The 15,096-nt window shown below is 59.9% G+C and carries 14 protein-coding genes; 13 read left to right on the forward strand and 1 reads right to left on the reverse strand.

Annotated features, from left to right (window positions below; genetic code table 11):
* Window positions 1-20: 20 nt before the first annotated feature.
* The gene (locus tag ACA069_RS13690; protein ID WP_497618023.1) at window positions 21-1,646 is read right to left on the reverse strand and encodes an NADP-dependent glyceraldehyde-3-phosphate dehydrogenase; all 1,626 of its coding nucleotides are present in this window, start codon (window positions 1,644-1,646) and stop codon (window positions 21-23) included.
* Window positions 1,647-1,967: 321 nt separating this feature from the next.
* On the opposite strand from ACA069_RS13690, the gene ACA069_RS13695 reads away from it, so the two are divergent.
* The 13 genes from ACA069_RS13695 to ACA069_RS13755 all read left to right on the forward strand — a co-directional run bounded on the left by ACA069_RS13695 (window position 1,968) and on the right by ACA069_RS13755 (window position 14,980).
* Window positions 1,968-2,321 carry a c-type cytochrome gene (locus tag ACA069_RS13695; protein WP_497618025.1) on the forward strand — a complete coding sequence of 118 codons (354 nt, stop codon included), beginning with the start codon at window positions 1,968-1,970 and terminating at the stop codon, window positions 2,319-2,321.
* 75 nt (window positions 2,322-2,396) lie between these two features.
* Window positions 2,397-3,725: a D-arabinono-1,4-lactone oxidase gene (locus ACA069_RS13700; protein WP_497618238.1), complete on the forward strand. Its 1,329-nt coding sequence runs from the start codon at window positions 2,397-2,399 to the stop codon at window positions 3,723-3,725.
* 74 nt (window positions 3,726-3,799) lie between these two features.
* Window positions 3,800-5,008 (forward strand): DSD1 family PLP-dependent enzyme, encoded by a 1,209-nt coding sequence (locus tag ACA069_RS13705; RefSeq protein ID WP_497618240.1) that lies wholly within the window; start codon window positions 3,800-3,802, stop codon window positions 5,006-5,008.
* Between the two features lie 196 nt (window positions 5,009-5,204).
* On the forward strand, window positions 5,205-5,624 hold the full coding sequence (locus ACA069_RS13710) for a hypothetical protein (protein ID WP_489879788.1): 420 nt from the start codon (window positions 5,205-5,207) through the stop codon (window positions 5,622-5,624).
* A gap of 288 nt (window positions 5,625-5,912) precedes the next feature.
* Entirely contained in the window at window positions 5,913-6,524 is a 612-nt protein-coding gene (locus tag ACA069_RS13715; protein WP_187680425.1) for a transposase, read from the forward strand.
* A 57-nt stretch (window positions 6,525-6,581) separates the two neighbouring features.
* Complete coding sequence (locus tag ACA069_RS13720) at window positions 6,582-8,180, forward strand: ShlB/FhaC/HecB family hemolysin secretion/activation protein (protein ID WP_489879789.1); 1,599 nt, start codon at window positions 6,582-6,584, stop codon at window positions 8,178-8,180.
* 12 nt (window positions 8,181-8,192) lie between these two features.
* Window positions 8,193-9,992, forward strand: coding sequence for a DUF2341 domain-containing protein (locus tag ACA069_RS13725; RefSeq protein WP_497618028.1), 1,800 nt, complete (start codon window positions 8,193-8,195; stop codon window positions 9,990-9,992).
* A gap of 11 nt (window positions 9,993-10,003) precedes the next feature.
* Window positions 10,004-10,429 (forward strand): ExbD/TolR family protein, encoded by a 426-nt coding sequence (locus tag ACA069_RS13730; RefSeq protein WP_186551381.1) that lies wholly within the window; start codon window positions 10,004-10,006, stop codon window positions 10,427-10,429.
* A 3-nt stretch (window positions 10,430-10,432) separates the two neighbouring features.
* Window positions 10,433-11,137, forward strand: coding sequence for an energy transducer TonB family protein (locus tag ACA069_RS13735; RefSeq protein ID WP_401264989.1), 705 nt, complete (start codon window positions 10,433-10,435; stop codon window positions 11,135-11,137).
* A 39-nt stretch (window positions 11,138-11,176) separates the two neighbouring features.
* Window positions 11,177-12,874, forward strand: coding sequence for a putative porin (locus tag ACA069_RS13740; protein WP_401264991.1), 1,698 nt, complete (start codon window positions 11,177-11,179; stop codon window positions 12,872-12,874).
* An 18-nt stretch (window positions 12,875-12,892) separates the two neighbouring features.
* The gene (locus ACA069_RS13745) at window positions 12,893-13,522 is read left to right on the forward strand and encodes a DNA repair protein (protein WP_497618031.1); all 630 of its coding nucleotides are present in this window, start codon (window positions 12,893-12,895) and stop codon (window positions 13,520-13,522) included.
* A gap of 43 nt (window positions 13,523-13,565) precedes the next feature.
* A complete protein-coding gene (locus ACA069_RS13750) occupies window positions 13,566-14,036 on the forward strand; it encodes a YbjN domain-containing protein (protein ID WP_187680431.1) in 471 nt (156 codons plus the stop codon).
* Entirely contained in the window at window positions 14,033-14,980 is a 948-nt protein-coding gene (locus ACA069_RS13755; protein ID WP_497618033.1) for a peptidylprolyl isomerase, read from the forward strand. Before ACA069_RS13750 ends, ACA069_RS13755 begins: the two co-directional genes overlap by 4 nt.
* The last annotated feature ends 116 nt before the right edge of the window (window positions 14,981-15,096 follow it).

Consider the following 15,096-nt stretch of genomic DNA (forward strand, 5'->3'; position numbering starts at 1 on the left):
TACTCAGTGCAAGGCCCTCGTCAGAAGATGTAGTCGGTGGTCAGGAAGCTCGAATCGCGTCCGCGAATGATCTCGCTGATCAGATCCTTGTTGCTGTCCTGGAACTTGGTCGCCACCAGCGTGCGGATTGAAAAAACCCGCAACGCATCGTGTACCGACAGCGTGCCTTCGGCGGAATTCTTGCGACCGTTGAACGGGTACGTGTCAGGGCCGCGCTGGCATTGAGCGTTTAGGTTAATCCGGCCGACCTGGTTGGCAAAGGTGTCGACCAGTCGGCCGACCGCCACCGGGTTGGTACCGAAGATGCTCAACTGTTGGCCGAAGTCCGATTCCAGCACGTAATCGATCACGGTATCGAGGTGACGGTACGGAACGATAGGCACGACCGGGCCGAACTGTTCTTCCTGATAGACGCGCATTTGCGGATTCACCGGGTACAGCACCGCCGGATAGAAGAACGACTCGCGGGATTCACCGCCATTCGGGTTGACCACCTCGGCGCCCTTGCTGCGCGCGTCCGCCACCAGACCATGCAGATAATCGACCTTGCCCGATTCCGGTAACGGCGTCAGCGATACACCGCTGTCCCAAGGCATGCCCGGTTTGAGCGTGGCCAGTTTGGCGTTGAATTTTTCGATGAAGCTGTCAACGATATCTTCATGGACGAAGAGGATCTTCAGCGCGGTGCAGCGTTGGCCGTTGAACGACAGCGAACCGGTGACGGCTTCGCTGACGGCGTTGTCCAGATCGACTTCCGGCAGGACGATGCCGGGGTTCTTCGCGTCCAGACCCAGCGCGGCACGCAAGCGGTGCGGTTTCGGGTGCAGCTTCTTCAGGTCGCTGGCGGCCTTGTTGGTGCCGATGAACGCGAAAATGTCGATCTTGCCGCTGGCCATCAGCGCGCTGACGGTTTCACGCCCGCTGCCGTAGATGACGTTGATGACGCCGGTCGGGAAGCTGTCGCGGAACGCTTCGAGCAACGGGCGGATCAGCAGCACGCCGAGCTTGGCCGGTTTGAACACCACGGTGTTGCCCATGATCAGCGCCGGGATCAGCGTGGTGAAGGTTTCGTTCAGCGGATAGTTGTAAGGCCCCATGCACAGCGCGACGCCGAGCGGTACGCGGCGGATTTGGCCGAGCGTGTCCTGCTCCAGCTCGAAACGGCTGGAGCGGCGGTCGAGTTCCTTGAGGGCGTTGATGGTGTCGACGATGTAATCGCAGGTGCGGTCGAACTCTTTTTCCGAGTCTTTTAAGTTTTTGCCGATTTCCCACATCAGCAGCTTCACCACAGCGTCGCGTTGCTGACGCATGCGGCCAAGGAAGGCTTCGACGTGCTGGATGCGCTCGGCAACGCGCATGGTCGGCCACAGGCCCTGGCCCCGGTCATAGGCGCGGACGGCGGCGTCGAGGGCGGTGAGGGCGGTGTCGGCATCGAGCAGCGGCGTGCTGCCGAGAATCACTTGTTCGTCGCCATTTTCACCGTGCAGATAAACCGGGCTGCGTACAGTGGCGAGCGGGCCGTCCCAGCGGCGCAACTGGCCGTCGACGAGGTATTCGCGTTGCTCGACCTGAGCGCCTGGGCGGTATTTTTCCGGGATGTCGCTGACAGAAGGGAACAGGTTGCCAAGGATGTTTGCTGTGGTCATGTCGCTACCCCGTGTTGGATGTCCGCGTGCAATCAAAAAAGTCTTTACAGGTTATACGCCTGAATGCGCCGAAATTTAAACCCGCGAATGTCACCCGAATGTCACGCAAAGGCGCAGAGCAGAGCTTCAAGGGACGCTCCGCGTTCCAAGCGGACGCAGAGCGTCCGGGGCTGCATTCCCACGCAGAGCGTGGGAACGATCATTGGAGAGAAGGCTGGCCCCGTTTGCCCCCCTTACTGTCCCGCAATGCCCTCAGTCGTCTGGTGCCGCTGTCTTAAGGTGTGATCACAACAATAAGCCGCACCCCACGCGAGGATCGTTATGCGGGCAATCCGATTCACTTTACTGCTGGCTCTGGTCGCTGCGATGGCGGGCTGTGGCGACGAAGCAAAACCGTCAGTGACATCCAGCAGCGCCACACCCTCCGACTCGGCACTGGCACAGATCTACATCAACAGTTGCCAGCTCTGTCACGCCAATCCGGCGGCCAACGCACCGCTCACTGGCGATCGCAAAGCCTGGGCGCCGCGCATCCAGCAGGGTGTGGACACGCTGCTCGACCACACCATTAACGGCTACAACGGCATGCCGCCGATGGGCCAGTGCGTCGAGTGCTCGCAAGAGCAGTTCCTGCAATTGATCGGCTTCATGGCCGACCAGCCTCTCCCTCAATAAGGTGCGCGCATGACGATGGATCTGACACGGCGTCAGTTATTGCAACGGGCAAGCATCGTCGGCGCGTTCAGCGCGCTGGCGAGCAACCCGGCCCTGGGTCAATTGATGCGCGCGCCACGGCTGATTCCCTGGCGCAACTGGTCGGGCGCGCAGAGTTGCCTGCCGGCAGCACGGTTGGCGCCGAAAAATCTGGATGAGCTGACGACGGTGATTCGTCAGGCCCAAGGCAAAGTTCGTCCGGTCGGTTCGGCACATTCCTTCAGCGCCTTGGTGCCCACCGACGGCACATTGTTGTCGCTGAGCTACTTCAACGGTTTGCTCGACCACGACCCGAAAACCCTGCAAGCCGAATTCGCCGCCGGCACGCCGATGTCGCGCATGGGCGTGCCGCTCAAAGACGTCGGCCAGGCCCTGCAAAACATGGCGGATATCGACTACCAGACCCTCGCCGGAGCAATCGCGACGTCGACCCACGGCACCGGCAAAAACTTCCAGTCCTACTCGGCCCATGTCTGCGGCCTGCAAATGGTCACTGCCAATGGTGAGGTGCTCGACTGCGACAGTCAGCGCCACCCTGAGGTGTTCAACGCCGCTCGCGTCTCACTTGGTGCACTCGGCGTGGCAACGAAAATCCGCCTGCAAAACCGCCCGGCCTATCGCCTGCGTGAAACCCAATGGATCGCCAAGACCGAAGAATTGCTCGAAGACCTCGATAAGAACACTCGGGAAAACCAGCACTGGGAAATGCTCGTCGTCACCCATTCCGACTACGCCTTGTCCATCGCCCTCAACGAAACCACTGACCCGGCGACGCCGCCGATCAGCCCTGAAGAGGAGGGCGGCAACGAGTTCGTTAACCTGATCGAGAAGATCGACAAGTACGGCAGCGACTTTCCCGACCTGCGCCGGACAATGCTCAACAGCCTGCGGCATCTGGCGAGTTTCGATGACCGGGTGGGCGACTCGTTCGACATCTACGCCAACGTGCGCACGGTGCGGTTCAACGAGATGGAATACTCCGTGCCCACCGAACAAGGCCCGGCCTGCCTGCGCGAAATCCTCAAGTTGATTCAGGACAAGGACCTGCGCACCTGGTTTCCCATCGAGTACCGCTACGTCAGGGCTGACGACATTCCGTTGAGCATGTTCGAGGGGCGCGACAGTTGTTCGATCTCGGTGCATCAGCACTATCAGATGGACCATCACAACCTATTCGCTGCCATCGAGCCGATCTTCTGGAAGTACAACGGCCGGCCACACTGGGGCAAATTGCACACGCTCAATGCGCGAACGTTGCAGCCGCTGTATCCACGCTTGCGCGAGTTTGTCGAGGTGCGCCAGGCGCTTGATCCGAGCGGCAAGTTTTTGAATGCGCATCTGTCGTCGATTCTGGGGGTGAGCTGATGGCGGTCAATCGACGTAATTTTCTGCTTGGCACACTGGGTGTCGGCGCGTTGCTGGTGGGCGTTGGTGCCTGGCTGAGACCGGGGGATCGCGGCGGGCCGTACAGCGAATACTTCCAGGCACTGAACCGTGAACTGAAGGAAAAAGGCCCGATGCGCCCGGTGCTGCTGATCGATCTGGATCGCCTCGATCACAATATTGATGTGGTGATGCAGTCGGTGAGACGCGGTGGCAAGCAGCTGAGGTTGGTGGAAAAGTCGCTGCCGTCGCCGGGGTTGCTCAGTTACATCGCCCAAAAAGCAGGAACGCAGAACTTGATGTCATTTCATCAGCCGTTTCTCAACCACGATGCCGTGAAGTTTCCGCAATCCGACATCTTGCTCGGCAAGCCGCTGCCGGTGCGCTCGGCTGAACTGTTCTACCAAACCCACAAAGGCCCGTTTGATCCGGCGAAGCAACTGCAATGGCTGCTCGACAGCCCTGAACGTTTGCAGCAATACCTCGCACTGGCGAAGGGGTTGGGCACGCGGATGCGCATCAACATCGAACTCGATGTGGGCCTGCATCGTGGCGGCGTGAGTGACGTTGAAGCGCTAGGGCAGATGCTCACACTGATCAGCGCCAACCCGCAGCATCTGGAGTTTGCCGGGTTCATGGGCTACGACCCTTTCGTGGGCATGGGCGTGCCGGGGATTCTCGGTTCGCCTGAAGAGTTGTTCGCCAAGGTCATGGTGATCTATCAGCGCTGCGTCGATTTCACCCGCCAGCAGTTTCCGCAGTTGTGGCATGACGGCTTGTGCCTGAACACCGCCGGCAGCCCGAGCTATCGCATCCATGAAAACGAAAAGCTGAGCACGGAAGTGTCGGTGGGCACAGCGATGCTCAAGCCGACGCATTACGACTTGCCATCGCTGGTCGATCATGTGCCCGCCACCTACATCGCCACGCCCGTTTTGAAAAGCACGGGCGCGGTGAACATTCCGGCGCTGGATGACAAATCGAAGCTGTTTTCGTGGTGGGATACGAACCAGCGGCAGACCTTTTTCGTGTATGGCGGCAACTGGATGGCCGAGTTCGAATCGCCACCCGGTTTGCAGAGTAATGGGGTCTACGGACGCAGCTCCAATCAGGAGATGGTCAATGGCTCGAATGCCGTGGGTCTGACCGTGGAAGATCAAGTCTTCCTGCGCCCGACCCAGACCGAAGCGGTGCTGCTGCAATTCGGTGATTTGTTGGCTGTGCGCGGCGGCAGGGTCGTTGATATCTGGCCTGTGTATTCCTGAGCTAAATGGCTAAGCACTTTTTCCTGCTTATGAACAATTTTTTGTGTTGTCTACTGTCAGTTTTGACAGTAGACAACTTGTTAAATCAGGATTATCAATAGCGGCGTTAGCTGACCTTTTAAGTTTTTAGTGAGCTATTTTATTCAACTTTCATTCTTTCGAGTGAGAGATACATTCTTTCAGAAGGGGCAAAAAAATGGTTGAGGAAATCGCAACAAAGACAGAGGGTACTTTCGATGTGGAATTGGAAGAATTTGGAAAAATTCATCCTCTCACCCTTGGTTTCAAGGAGGTCGGCGAAGGCTTTCAAGTCTCAGTTTATGACAATCCTAATGGGAACATGCCGACAAAAAAATTCTTTGATTTAGTGTTTCCCGATAAATTGTCCGCAGAATATGACGTCGGTGATCTAGAAGTTGCGACGTACAAGCAGTTCGCAGAAGATCACAGCTATGAATATGTTGCCTATAAGGGGACGGTCTCGGTCTCGTATCAGGACTCACCTCGGCAAACCAAAGGTACTATTAAAATTTGGATGGAGTTGGTTGGCAGTCCCGTTCCTTCCGGCCCTGCAAAGGTAGAAGTTAATGGATCTTTTGATCTGAAGAACCCTTAACTGGGGGCGAAGGGAACCAATTTAACAATTGTATATTCGGACGAGGTTTCTTTTTGTCAGTTGGCGCCATGCGGGTCGGCGATCGGAGTTTCCCCATGGCACCAACTTAGAAAGTCTTTAGCCCCTACACACAACATCCTTAGTCCTCTATCAAAACGCTCCCCTAATGAAGCTTTTATGACAAAAGTTCGGTAGCACATCGCCAGTCCGGTCATGCCTATGTAACGCGCTTGAGGGGCCCAACAGGGCGCTTTTCACAAGCCGAGGCGGGACGCCGGGAGTGAGGCAGTGGGGACTATGGAACGCTACTCGAAAGTGGGCATGCAGGAACTCGATCAACGTCTGTCGAAGATCGTCGAAGCCGCGCGCAAGAAGCCGGTTTCGGTGTATCGCTACGGCGCGCCGTGGGTCTGGATCGTCTCGCAGGATGACTGGCAGGGCGCCTTGAAAGAGGTCTCCAGCTACATTCCGCCAGGTCATTCGCTGGTCTTGCTACGCCCGCAGATCGACGATTTGCTCGACGCCCATCGCGACCTTCTGCACGACCTCAATGCCGAGCCCGGCCGGCTGATCCCCGCGCAAACGGTCATGCACATTCTGCTCCTGCAACTGCTGTATTCGGTGCCTAGCGAGCAGCAGCTCTATGAACAGCTCAGCTACAACCTGCTGTTCCGCTGGTTCGTCGGCCTCGGCCTGCAACAGAAAGTCTGGAGCTTCAACGCCCTCAGTCGCGATATCGCCACGCTGCTCAACAACCCGCGTGCGGTGCAACTCATTCAGAAAATCATCGGCGAAGTGTTCTGCGGTGCCTTGCTGCAAATGCCCGAGTTCTCGTTGAACTTCGCGCTATTGCACACATGGCTCGGTAAACACGCCTGCGCTTCGACAGCCAGCAACTGAAGCAACACACAAGGCGCGCAACAGCGCCAACAGGTCATCGCGAATTCAGGGGGTAGTGTGGAACAGATTTTTACGTCACGGCTGGCGCTGTGGGGCTGGCTGCTGGTGACGGCGGGCGTGCAGCCGGCGCTGGCCGAAGAGGCCGCCGAAACCACCGCCGCGCAGCGTCTGGTCGACGTCAACGAATACTTCGTGCGTGGTAACACCGTGCTCGATGCTCGGGCGATCGAAGAGGCGGTATACCCGTTTCTCGGCCCGCAAAAAGCCCTGAGCGATATCGAAGGCGCGCGCGACGCGTTGCAGAAGACCTATCAGGAGCGCGGCTATCAATCGGTGTTCGTCGAGTTGCCGGAGCAAGCGGTGGCGGACGGTATCGTCTATCTGCAAGTCAGCGAAACCAAGGTCGGCCGCGTGCGCGTGGTGGGCGCCAAGCACTATTCGCCACTGGACATCCGCGACGAAGTCCCGGCGCTCAAGGAGGGCGAGGTCCCGGACTTCGCCAAGGTTCAGGGTGAACTGGCGCAACTCAACAAAACCCCGGGCCGCCAGGTCATGCCACTGGTTCGCGAAGGTCAGCGCCCCGGCACCATGGACGTCGATTTGCAGGTCGAAGACCAGAACCCTTGGACGGCCAGCGTCGGCCTCAACAACGACTACAGCGCCGACACCGAAAAACTGCGGGCCGTCACCAGCCTCGGCTACAACAACCTCTGGCAACTCGGCCACAGCATCTCGCTGACCTACTTCACTGCGCCGCAGGACACCGACAACGCCAAGGTCTGGTCCGGCTCGTATACCGCGCCGCTGACTGATCGCTGGAGCGTGCAGTTCTCCGGTTATCAGTCCGACAGCAACGTCGCCACCATCGGCGGCAGCAACGTGCTGGGCAAGGGCCATTCCTATGGGGTATCGGCGATCTACACACTGCCGTCCAGCGGCAGTTGGTCGAATTCGCTGTCAGCGGGCATCGACTTCAAGGACTTCGACGAACGCCTGACCCTGTCCGGCGAAAGCGACAAGGTGCCGCTGCAATACGCGCCGTTCACCTTCGCCTACAACGGCTATCGCTACACCGAAAAGAGCCAGCTCGGCCTCGGCCTGAGCCTGGTCGCGGCCACCCGCAGCCTCTTCGGTTATGGCAGCTCCGACGAAGACTTCGACTACAAACGCTACCGCGCCAACCCGAGTTTCGCCGTGCTCAAGGGCGACACCAGTTTCACCTGGACCTTCGCCAACGACTGGCAGAGCGCGAGCAAAGCGGCGTTCCAGTTGGCTTCAGGGCCGCTGGTTTCCAACGAGCAATTCTCCGCCGGCGGTGCGACGTCGGTGCGCGGCTATCTGGCCGCCGAACGCACGGCTGATGACGGTTACCTGCTGAGCCAGGAACTGCGCACGCCGTCGCTCGCCAAGTACACCGGCACCTGGATGCAGGATTGGCGCTTCTACGCCTTCGCCGAAGGCGCGCAACTGTACCTGCGCGACGAACTGCCGGATCAGGACGCCAATTACGCCCTGGCCAGCGTCGGCCTCGGCACCCGCGCCAGCCTGAGCAAATGGCTGTCCGGCAGCCTCGACTGGGGCTATCCGCTACTCGAAGGGCCGAACACCTCGAAACAGGAATCGCGCCTGCACTTCAACCTTCAAGCCACTTTCTAAAGGAGCACGTACATGCAGCGCCTCTTCCTTTCGTTGTTGATCTGCCTGGGCTTCGTGCTCCCGGCCACGGCTCAGGCCTGGTGGCAGGACGACTGGCACTACCGCAAACAGATCACCGTCGACACCACGCCGCAGGGCGCGGCGATCAATCAGGCATTGGGCCGCACTGCGCTGCTGGTGCGCCTGCACACCGGCAATTTCACCTTCGATGGCGTTAAAGAAGACGGCTCGGATCTGCGCTTTGTCGGCGCCGATGACAAGACCGTGCTCAATCACCAGATCGAAAGCTTCGATGCGCTGATGGGCATGGCGCTGATCTGGGTTGATGTGCCGAATGTCGAGGGCGGTCAGCGTCAGGACATCTGGATGTATTACGGCAACCAAAAAGCCCCGGCCACCGGCAACGGTCAACTGACCTTCGACCCGAATTACACCGCGCTGTATCACTTCGACGGCGCCACCGGCACGCCGGCCAAAGACACCACCGCGTATGGCAACACCGCGCAAAGCGCGACCGGCGCGGCGATTGACGGCGTAGTGGGGCGTGCCTTGCAGTTCAGCGGTCAGCCATTGCTACTGCCGGCCAGCCCCTCGTTGCAACACAACGCCGGCAGCGCATTCACCTTCAGTGCCTGGCTGCGTCTGGATCAGGCTAATGGCGAGCAACTGATTCTGGCCCGCCGTGAAGGTGCCAACAGTCTGTTGGTCGGTGTGAATCAGGGTGTGCCGTTCGTGGAAATTGACGGCCAACGCGCAGTCGCCACACAGCCGCTGAATCCAGGTCAATGGCAGCACGTCGCGCTGACTGCCGAAGGCTCGAAAGTCACGCTGTACATCAATGGTCGCGAAGGCACGACACTGGCGGTAGCGATGCCGGCGTTCAACTCGGTCATGGCCATCGGCGCGGACCTTTCCGCGAGCGCCTTGCAGCCATTCGTGGGCGCTGTCGACGAGCTGCGTCTGTCGAAAGTCGCGCGTGCTGCGCCGCTGATTCTGGCCGACGCCACCTCGCAAGGCGCCGAGTCGAAACTGGTGGCCTACGGCGTTGATGAAGAACAGTCCGGTTACGGTTTCGGCAGCCTCGGTTTCCTGCTCAACGCGGTGCCAGTCGACGCTTGGGTGATCATCGCGGTGCTGGTGCTGATGATGTTCCAGTCGTGGATCATCATGCTGCGCAAGAACCGTACCCTCGGCCGCGTCAGCAAGGCCAACGAAGCCTTCCGCGAGCAGTTCGCCAAGGTCGGTACACGCCTGGAAATGTTTGCCGATGACACGCAGCTCGCTCAGCGTTTGCAGCATTCATCGCTGTGGCGCCTGTATCTGGTGGCGGTGAAAGAAATCCGCACCCGCCGCGAGCAGGGTGCCGACACCTCCTCGGTTTCAGCGGCGACCATCGAAGCGATCCGTTGCTCGATGGACGGCGTGCGCACCCGGGAAAACCAGGCCCTCAGCTCGAAGCTTTCGACCCTGTCCAACGCCATCGCCGGCGGTCCTTACATCGGTCTGCTCGGCACCGTGCTGGGGATCATGGTGGTGTTCCTCGGCACGGCGATGGCCGGCGACGTCAACATCAATGCGATCGCTCCCGGCATGGCCGCCGCGCTGCTCGCCACTGCCATGGGCCTGTTCGTCGCGATCCCGGCGCTGTTTGGCTACAACCGCCTGATCACGCGTAACAAGGAAGTCAGCGCCGACATGCGCGTGTTCGTCGACGAGTTCATCACCCGTCTGGCGGAGATGCACGGCGAGAGCCAGTTCAGTGAGGCATCGCACTCGCGCGGCCATCACGCCAACCATTCCGTACCGGCCTGAGGAGCACTGACATGGCGTCCGTAAATGCCTCCCACGACGATGAAGAAGATGCCGCGGTGGACAGCATCAACATCACCCCGCTGGTCGACGTGCTGATGGTGGTGCTGGTGATGTTCATCCTCACCGCCACCGCGCAGGTTTCCGGCATCCAGATCAATCTGCCCAAGGCCAGTGCATCGGTGTCGCTGTCGGAAGCCAAGACCAAGGCGATTTCGGTCAACGACGGCGGCCAGGTGTTCCTCGATGCCTACCCGGTGACGCTGGCCGAGCTGGAAGAGCGCCTGCGCATCGAGAAAGCACAGAGCCCGGACTTCCCGGTGATCGTGCGCGGTGATGCGACGGTGCAGTACCAGAAAGTCATCGAAGTGCTGGATCTGCTGCGCCGGCTCGAACTGTCCCAGGTCGGTCTTGTGACCGGCAAACCGAGTCAGGGCTGAGTCATGACCGCACAACTCCCGATCGAGCCGCTGCCGGTGAAAAAGTCGCCGATGCGCTTTGTGAAGTGGGGCGCCGGGCTATTGGTTGGCGCGCTCGCCGCATGGTTCCTGTGGCAGTGGGCCAACGACATGAGTGGCATCCGCCGCGAAGCGCCGAAGGTGCCGACGATCATTCCGTTGCCGCCACCGCCACCGCCGCCACCCGAGAAACCGCCGGAGCCGGAAACCCCGGTGGAAGAAAAAATCGTCGAACCGGAACCAACGCCCGAGCCGCAGGAGGTCAAGCCTGAAGAAGAGGCGCCGCCATCGCCAGCGGACGATCTGGCCAACCCGATGCAAATGGACGGCGATGCACAGTCGGGCAACGACGCCTTCAACATCGGTGCGGGCAAGGGCGGCGGCATGGCCGGCGCTGGAGGCGGGCGCGTGGGTAACGGCACTTACAGCCAGTTCCTTGCGTTCACCTTTCAGAAGCTGCTGCGCGAGAACCCGGAGCTGCGCAACCTCGCCTTCACCTTGCAGGCCGATGTGTGGCTGAGCAGCGTTGGCGAGATCACCCGGGTCGAGCTGATCAAGTCCAGCGGCAATCCCGAGATTGATACCCAGGTTTTGGCGGCGCTGCGCAATGCGCCGCACTTAAGCGAACGGCCACCGGCCTCCATGACTTTGCCTGTGCGCCTGTCCCTGCAAGGGCGGCGTCCGGGTTAACCGAATTCTTAAAGTTTTGCCAAAAGGAGTTGTGTGCAGATGATTTCCAACGTGAATCGATTGTCCCTGGCGGTCGGCATGGTCATCGCGACCCTGGTCGGTCAGGCCGTGGCAGCGCCTGCGCCCTCGGAGAACGCCACGATCAATCTGATCCGCTTGCTGGTCGAGCAGGGCATTTTGAAACAGGACAAGGCTGATGCGCTGATCGCTCAGGCGCAGAACGAAGCGGCCCAAGCCAAACAGGCTGCCGCCACCACAGCCGTGGCGGCAGGGCCTGTTGCTGCACCGGGCGATGTGCGTGTGCAATACGTGCCAGCCGCAGTACGCGACCAGATCCGCGATCAGGTCAAAGCCGAAGTCATGGCCACCGCCAAGCAGGAAAACTGGGCAGCGCCCAACACTTTCCCGGACTGGGCGTCGCGCATCAGCTTTGACGGCGACATTCGCCTGCGTAACGAGTCGCGCTATTACTCGGACAGCAACAGCAACGAAATCGTCGACTTTGCGAAACTCAACAACAACGGCCCGTACGACGTAAACCCCAACAGCAGCACCAGCCTGCCACCGCTGCTCAACACCCGTGAAGACCGCACCAACCAGTTCCGCATTCGTGCTCGGCTGGGCATGAAAGCGGTAATCTCGCCGGAATGGACCGCCGGCATTCGCATCGGCACCGGCTCCGACAACAACCCTGTATCGACCACGCAAAGCCTGGGCGGCGGTTTCGCCAAGAAAGACATCTGGCTCGATCAGGGTTACCTGAACTGGAAGCCGACGGACGAGTTGACCCTGACCGGTGGCCGCTTTGCCAACCCGTTCATGTCCACCGACATGCTCTATTCCCATGACCTCAACTTCGACGGCGTGGCGGCGATTTTCGATCACAAGCTCAACCGTGATTGGGGCGTGTTCGGCACCGTCGGCGCGTTCCCGGTGGATTACACCAACGACACCACCAGCAGCAATGGCTTCGACAAGGAAGAGAGCGACAACAAATGGCTATACGGCGCGCAGATCGGCGCCAAATGGGCGATCAACAGCAACAACCGCTTGAAGGGCGCACTGGCTTATTACCGCTTCGACGACATCGAAGGCCAGCGCTCCGGCCCCTGCGAGCCGTGGGCCGGCGCACCTGGCTGCGACAGCGATGGCAGCCGCGCGGCGTTCATGCAAAAGGGCAACAGCGTGTTCCTGCTACGGGACATCACGCCGAACCCGCTTAACCCGACCACCACGCCGCAACCGCAATTCGTCGGTCTGGCGTCGGAGTTCAACCTGCTCGACTTGAACATGGTCTGGGATGCCGATCTGCCGCAAGACTTCAAACTGCGCAGCCAAGGCAACTACATCCACAACCTCAGCTACGACGAAGGCGACATGCGCAAGCGGTCCGCCGGGCAGATCGTCAACAACCTCGACAGCAACGGCGACATCGAAAGCGGCGCCAATGCATGGATGGTGCAGTTCACCCTCGGCAACGCGCTGGACCTGAAGAAGCAGGGCGACTGGAATATGTTCGCCGGCTACAAGTACATCCAGCCGGATGCCTTGCCGGACGGCTTTAACGACTCGTCGTTCCACCTCGGCGGCACCAATGCCAAGGGCTATTTCATCGGTGGCAATTACGGCTTGGCGAAGAACGTCTACGCCACCGGTCGCTGGATGAGCACCGAGGCGGTGTACGGCGCGCCTTTCGACATCGACGTCTTGCAGCTTGAGATCAACACGCGCTTCTAAGGCGCCGGGAGAACAATCATGCACGCACGAGTTTTACTGTTGGGGCTGAGTTTTTTCATCGCGCACGGGGCGAGCGCCGAAGGCATGGAAGAGCGCCTGCGCACCCAGTTGCGCAGCACTACCCAGCAGTTACAGGCCCTGCAAAGTCAGCAGGCCCAGGCCAGCGCCGCGCAACTGGCGGCGCAGAACGAGGCCAAAGCCGCCCAGGCGCAAATCAAGCAATTGAGCGCCGAACTGGCCAAGGCCAAAGGCGTCGCCGAGCAACTCGCCGGGCAGCAGCAGAGCCTGCACAGCCAGGCTCAGGCGCAAGTGGCGGCCAGTAACGAGCAAACCGGCAAGTTCAAAAAGGCCTATGACGAGCTGTTGGTCATGGCCCGTGCCAAAGAGACAGAACGGTCTAAGCTTCAAGCGCAATTGGCTGAACGTGACACACAAGTGCAGCAATGTTCAGTCAAGAATCAGCAGATGTACGGCGTCGCCAAACAGATCCTCACTGCCTACGAAAACATCGATGTGGCCGAGGTGATGAAGATCCGCCAGCCCTTCGCTGGCAGCGCCCGGGTCAAGTTCGATGAACTGGCCCAGGGGTTGGGTGACGACCTCTACAAGACTCAATTCGACGCGCCGCAAGCCGCGCTCTCGCACTGATTAAAAAGCCTGATTTAAAAGACTGATAAACAAGGAAGAAACAATGACTCAATTGATCAGCCACGTTTCCCCGCAATCTTTGACCGACGTCCTGCAAGCGGCCGGTTATCGCGTCAATCAGACCGAACAGAACGGCATCGTCCAGTTGCTCAGCGCCAGCCAGGGCATCGGCTACGCCGTGCGCTTCGGCAACCCGGCGGCGGAGCAGGGTAGCTATGTCGATTTCACTTTCAGCTGTGCGCTGCGGGTGCAGGGTGAGTTGCCAGTCGGTGTGGCCGAGCAGTGGAACGCGACTCGACGTTTTGCCCGGTTGTCGTTGCAGGGCGAGTTTCTGGTGATGGAAATGGACGTGGTGCTGGCCGCTGGCGTCAGCAACGATCACCTGCGCGGCAATCTGGAGTTGTGGGATCGCCTGTTGCAGGAGTTCATCGTTTACCTGCGTGACTTCAGTCAGGCCGCTCAAGCCTCGGCTGCAAAAGTGGCCGTCGCCGAGCAAGAGGAAGTCGCCCTGTGAAAAAGCCTGCCATGGTGATCGGCGCTGGAGCAGTGGCGCTGTTGGTGGTGGCCGTGGCGCTGGTGGTGCGACCGGGCAGTGACCCGGTCGCCGCCCAGCAATCGTCGCCGGTGGCGGCGGTTGCTACGGGGCCAGCGGTGGCGCGGTTGGGTAATCAGCAGGTGTCGCCGCAGGAATTGCAGACATTGCTGGCCACTGTCCCGCTAGAAACCCGTGAACAACTGCGCGGTAATCGTGAAGCGCTGGAGCGCTGGATTCGTGCGCGTCTGGCCGAGAAAGCGGTGCTGGAACAGGCCGATGCCCAGGGTTGGGCACAGCGTCCGGACGTCGCGCGACAGACCCGTGCGGCGACTGAGCAGATTGTCTTTCGCGATTATTTGCGTTCGGTCAGCGAAGTGCCGGCGGATTACCCGAGTGCGGCCGATTTGCAGAAAGCCTATGACGCGGGCAAGGCGAACTGGCAGACCCCGGCTTTGTATCGGGTCAGCCAGATTTTCCTTGGAGTGAATGAACCGCAGAATTTTGAAGCAGTACGCAAACTGGCGGCGGAACTGAGCAAAAAGGCTCAGGCGACACCGGGGGATTTTGCGGCGCTGGCGACCCAGTATTCGCAGGATCGCGTGACGGCTGAACGTGGCGGCGATACCGGTCTGCAACCCTTGCAGCAACTGGTACCGGAAGTGCGCGGCACGGTGGCGCGACTGAAGGTTGGTGCGATTTCCGATCCGGTGCAAAGCGCGGCCGGGTTTCATGTGATCAAACTCACCGAGCAGCAACCGGCGCGTACCGCGACCCTCGATGAACTGCGTGATCAACTGACCCAGGCTTTACGAGCCCAGCGTCAGGAGCAGATTGCCCAGGCGTATCTGGATGGGATGCTCAATACCGCGACGTTGAGTATTGATGGGGCTGAACTGAACAAAATTCTCGAGGAAAAACAATAGTCCTGATTCACCGCAGATCCCCTGTGGGAGCGAGCCTGCTCGCGAAAGCGTCGGTCAATCCAATATCGTTGGTACCTGACGCACCGTATTCGCGAGCAGGCTCGCTCCCACATTTA

It is taken from the genome of Pseudomonas sp. LBUM1652 (assembly GCF_059716105.1).

Excerpts from the sequence above, each read along its gene's own strand:
- ACA069_RS13690 (WP_497618023.1), bottom strand. The coding sequence starts at position 1,646 with ATGACCACAGCAAACATCCTTGGCAACCTGTTCCCTTCTGTCAGCGAC.
- ACA069_RS13695 (WP_497618025.1), top strand. The coding sequence starts at position 1,968 with ATGCGGGCAATCCGATTCACTTTACTGCTGGCTCTGGTCGCTGCGATG.
- ACA069_RS13710 (WP_489879788.1), top strand. The coding sequence starts at position 5,205 with ATGGTTGAGGAAATCGCAACAAAGACAGAGGGTACTTTCGATGTGGAA.
- ACA069_RS13725 (WP_497618028.1), top strand. The coding sequence starts at position 8,193 with ATGCAGCGCCTCTTCCTTTCGTTGTTGATCTGCCTGGGCTTCGTGCTC.
- ACA069_RS13730 (WP_186551381.1), top strand. The coding sequence starts at position 10,004 with ATGGCGTCCGTAAATGCCTCCCACGACGATGAAGAAGATGCCGCGGTG.
- ACA069_RS13735 (WP_401264989.1), top strand. The coding sequence starts at position 10,433 with ATGACCGCACAACTCCCGATCGAGCCGCTGCCGGTGAAAAAGTCGCCG.
- ACA069_RS13740 (WP_401264991.1), top strand. The coding sequence starts at position 11,177 with ATGATTTCCAACGTGAATCGATTGTCCCTGGCGGTCGGCATGGTCATC.
- ACA069_RS13745 (WP_497618031.1), top strand. The coding sequence starts at position 12,893 with ATGCACGCACGAGTTTTACTGTTGGGGCTGAGTTTTTTCATCGCGCAC.
- ACA069_RS13750 (WP_187680431.1), top strand. The coding sequence starts at position 13,566 with ATGACTCAATTGATCAGCCACGTTTCCCCGCAATCTTTGACCGACGTC.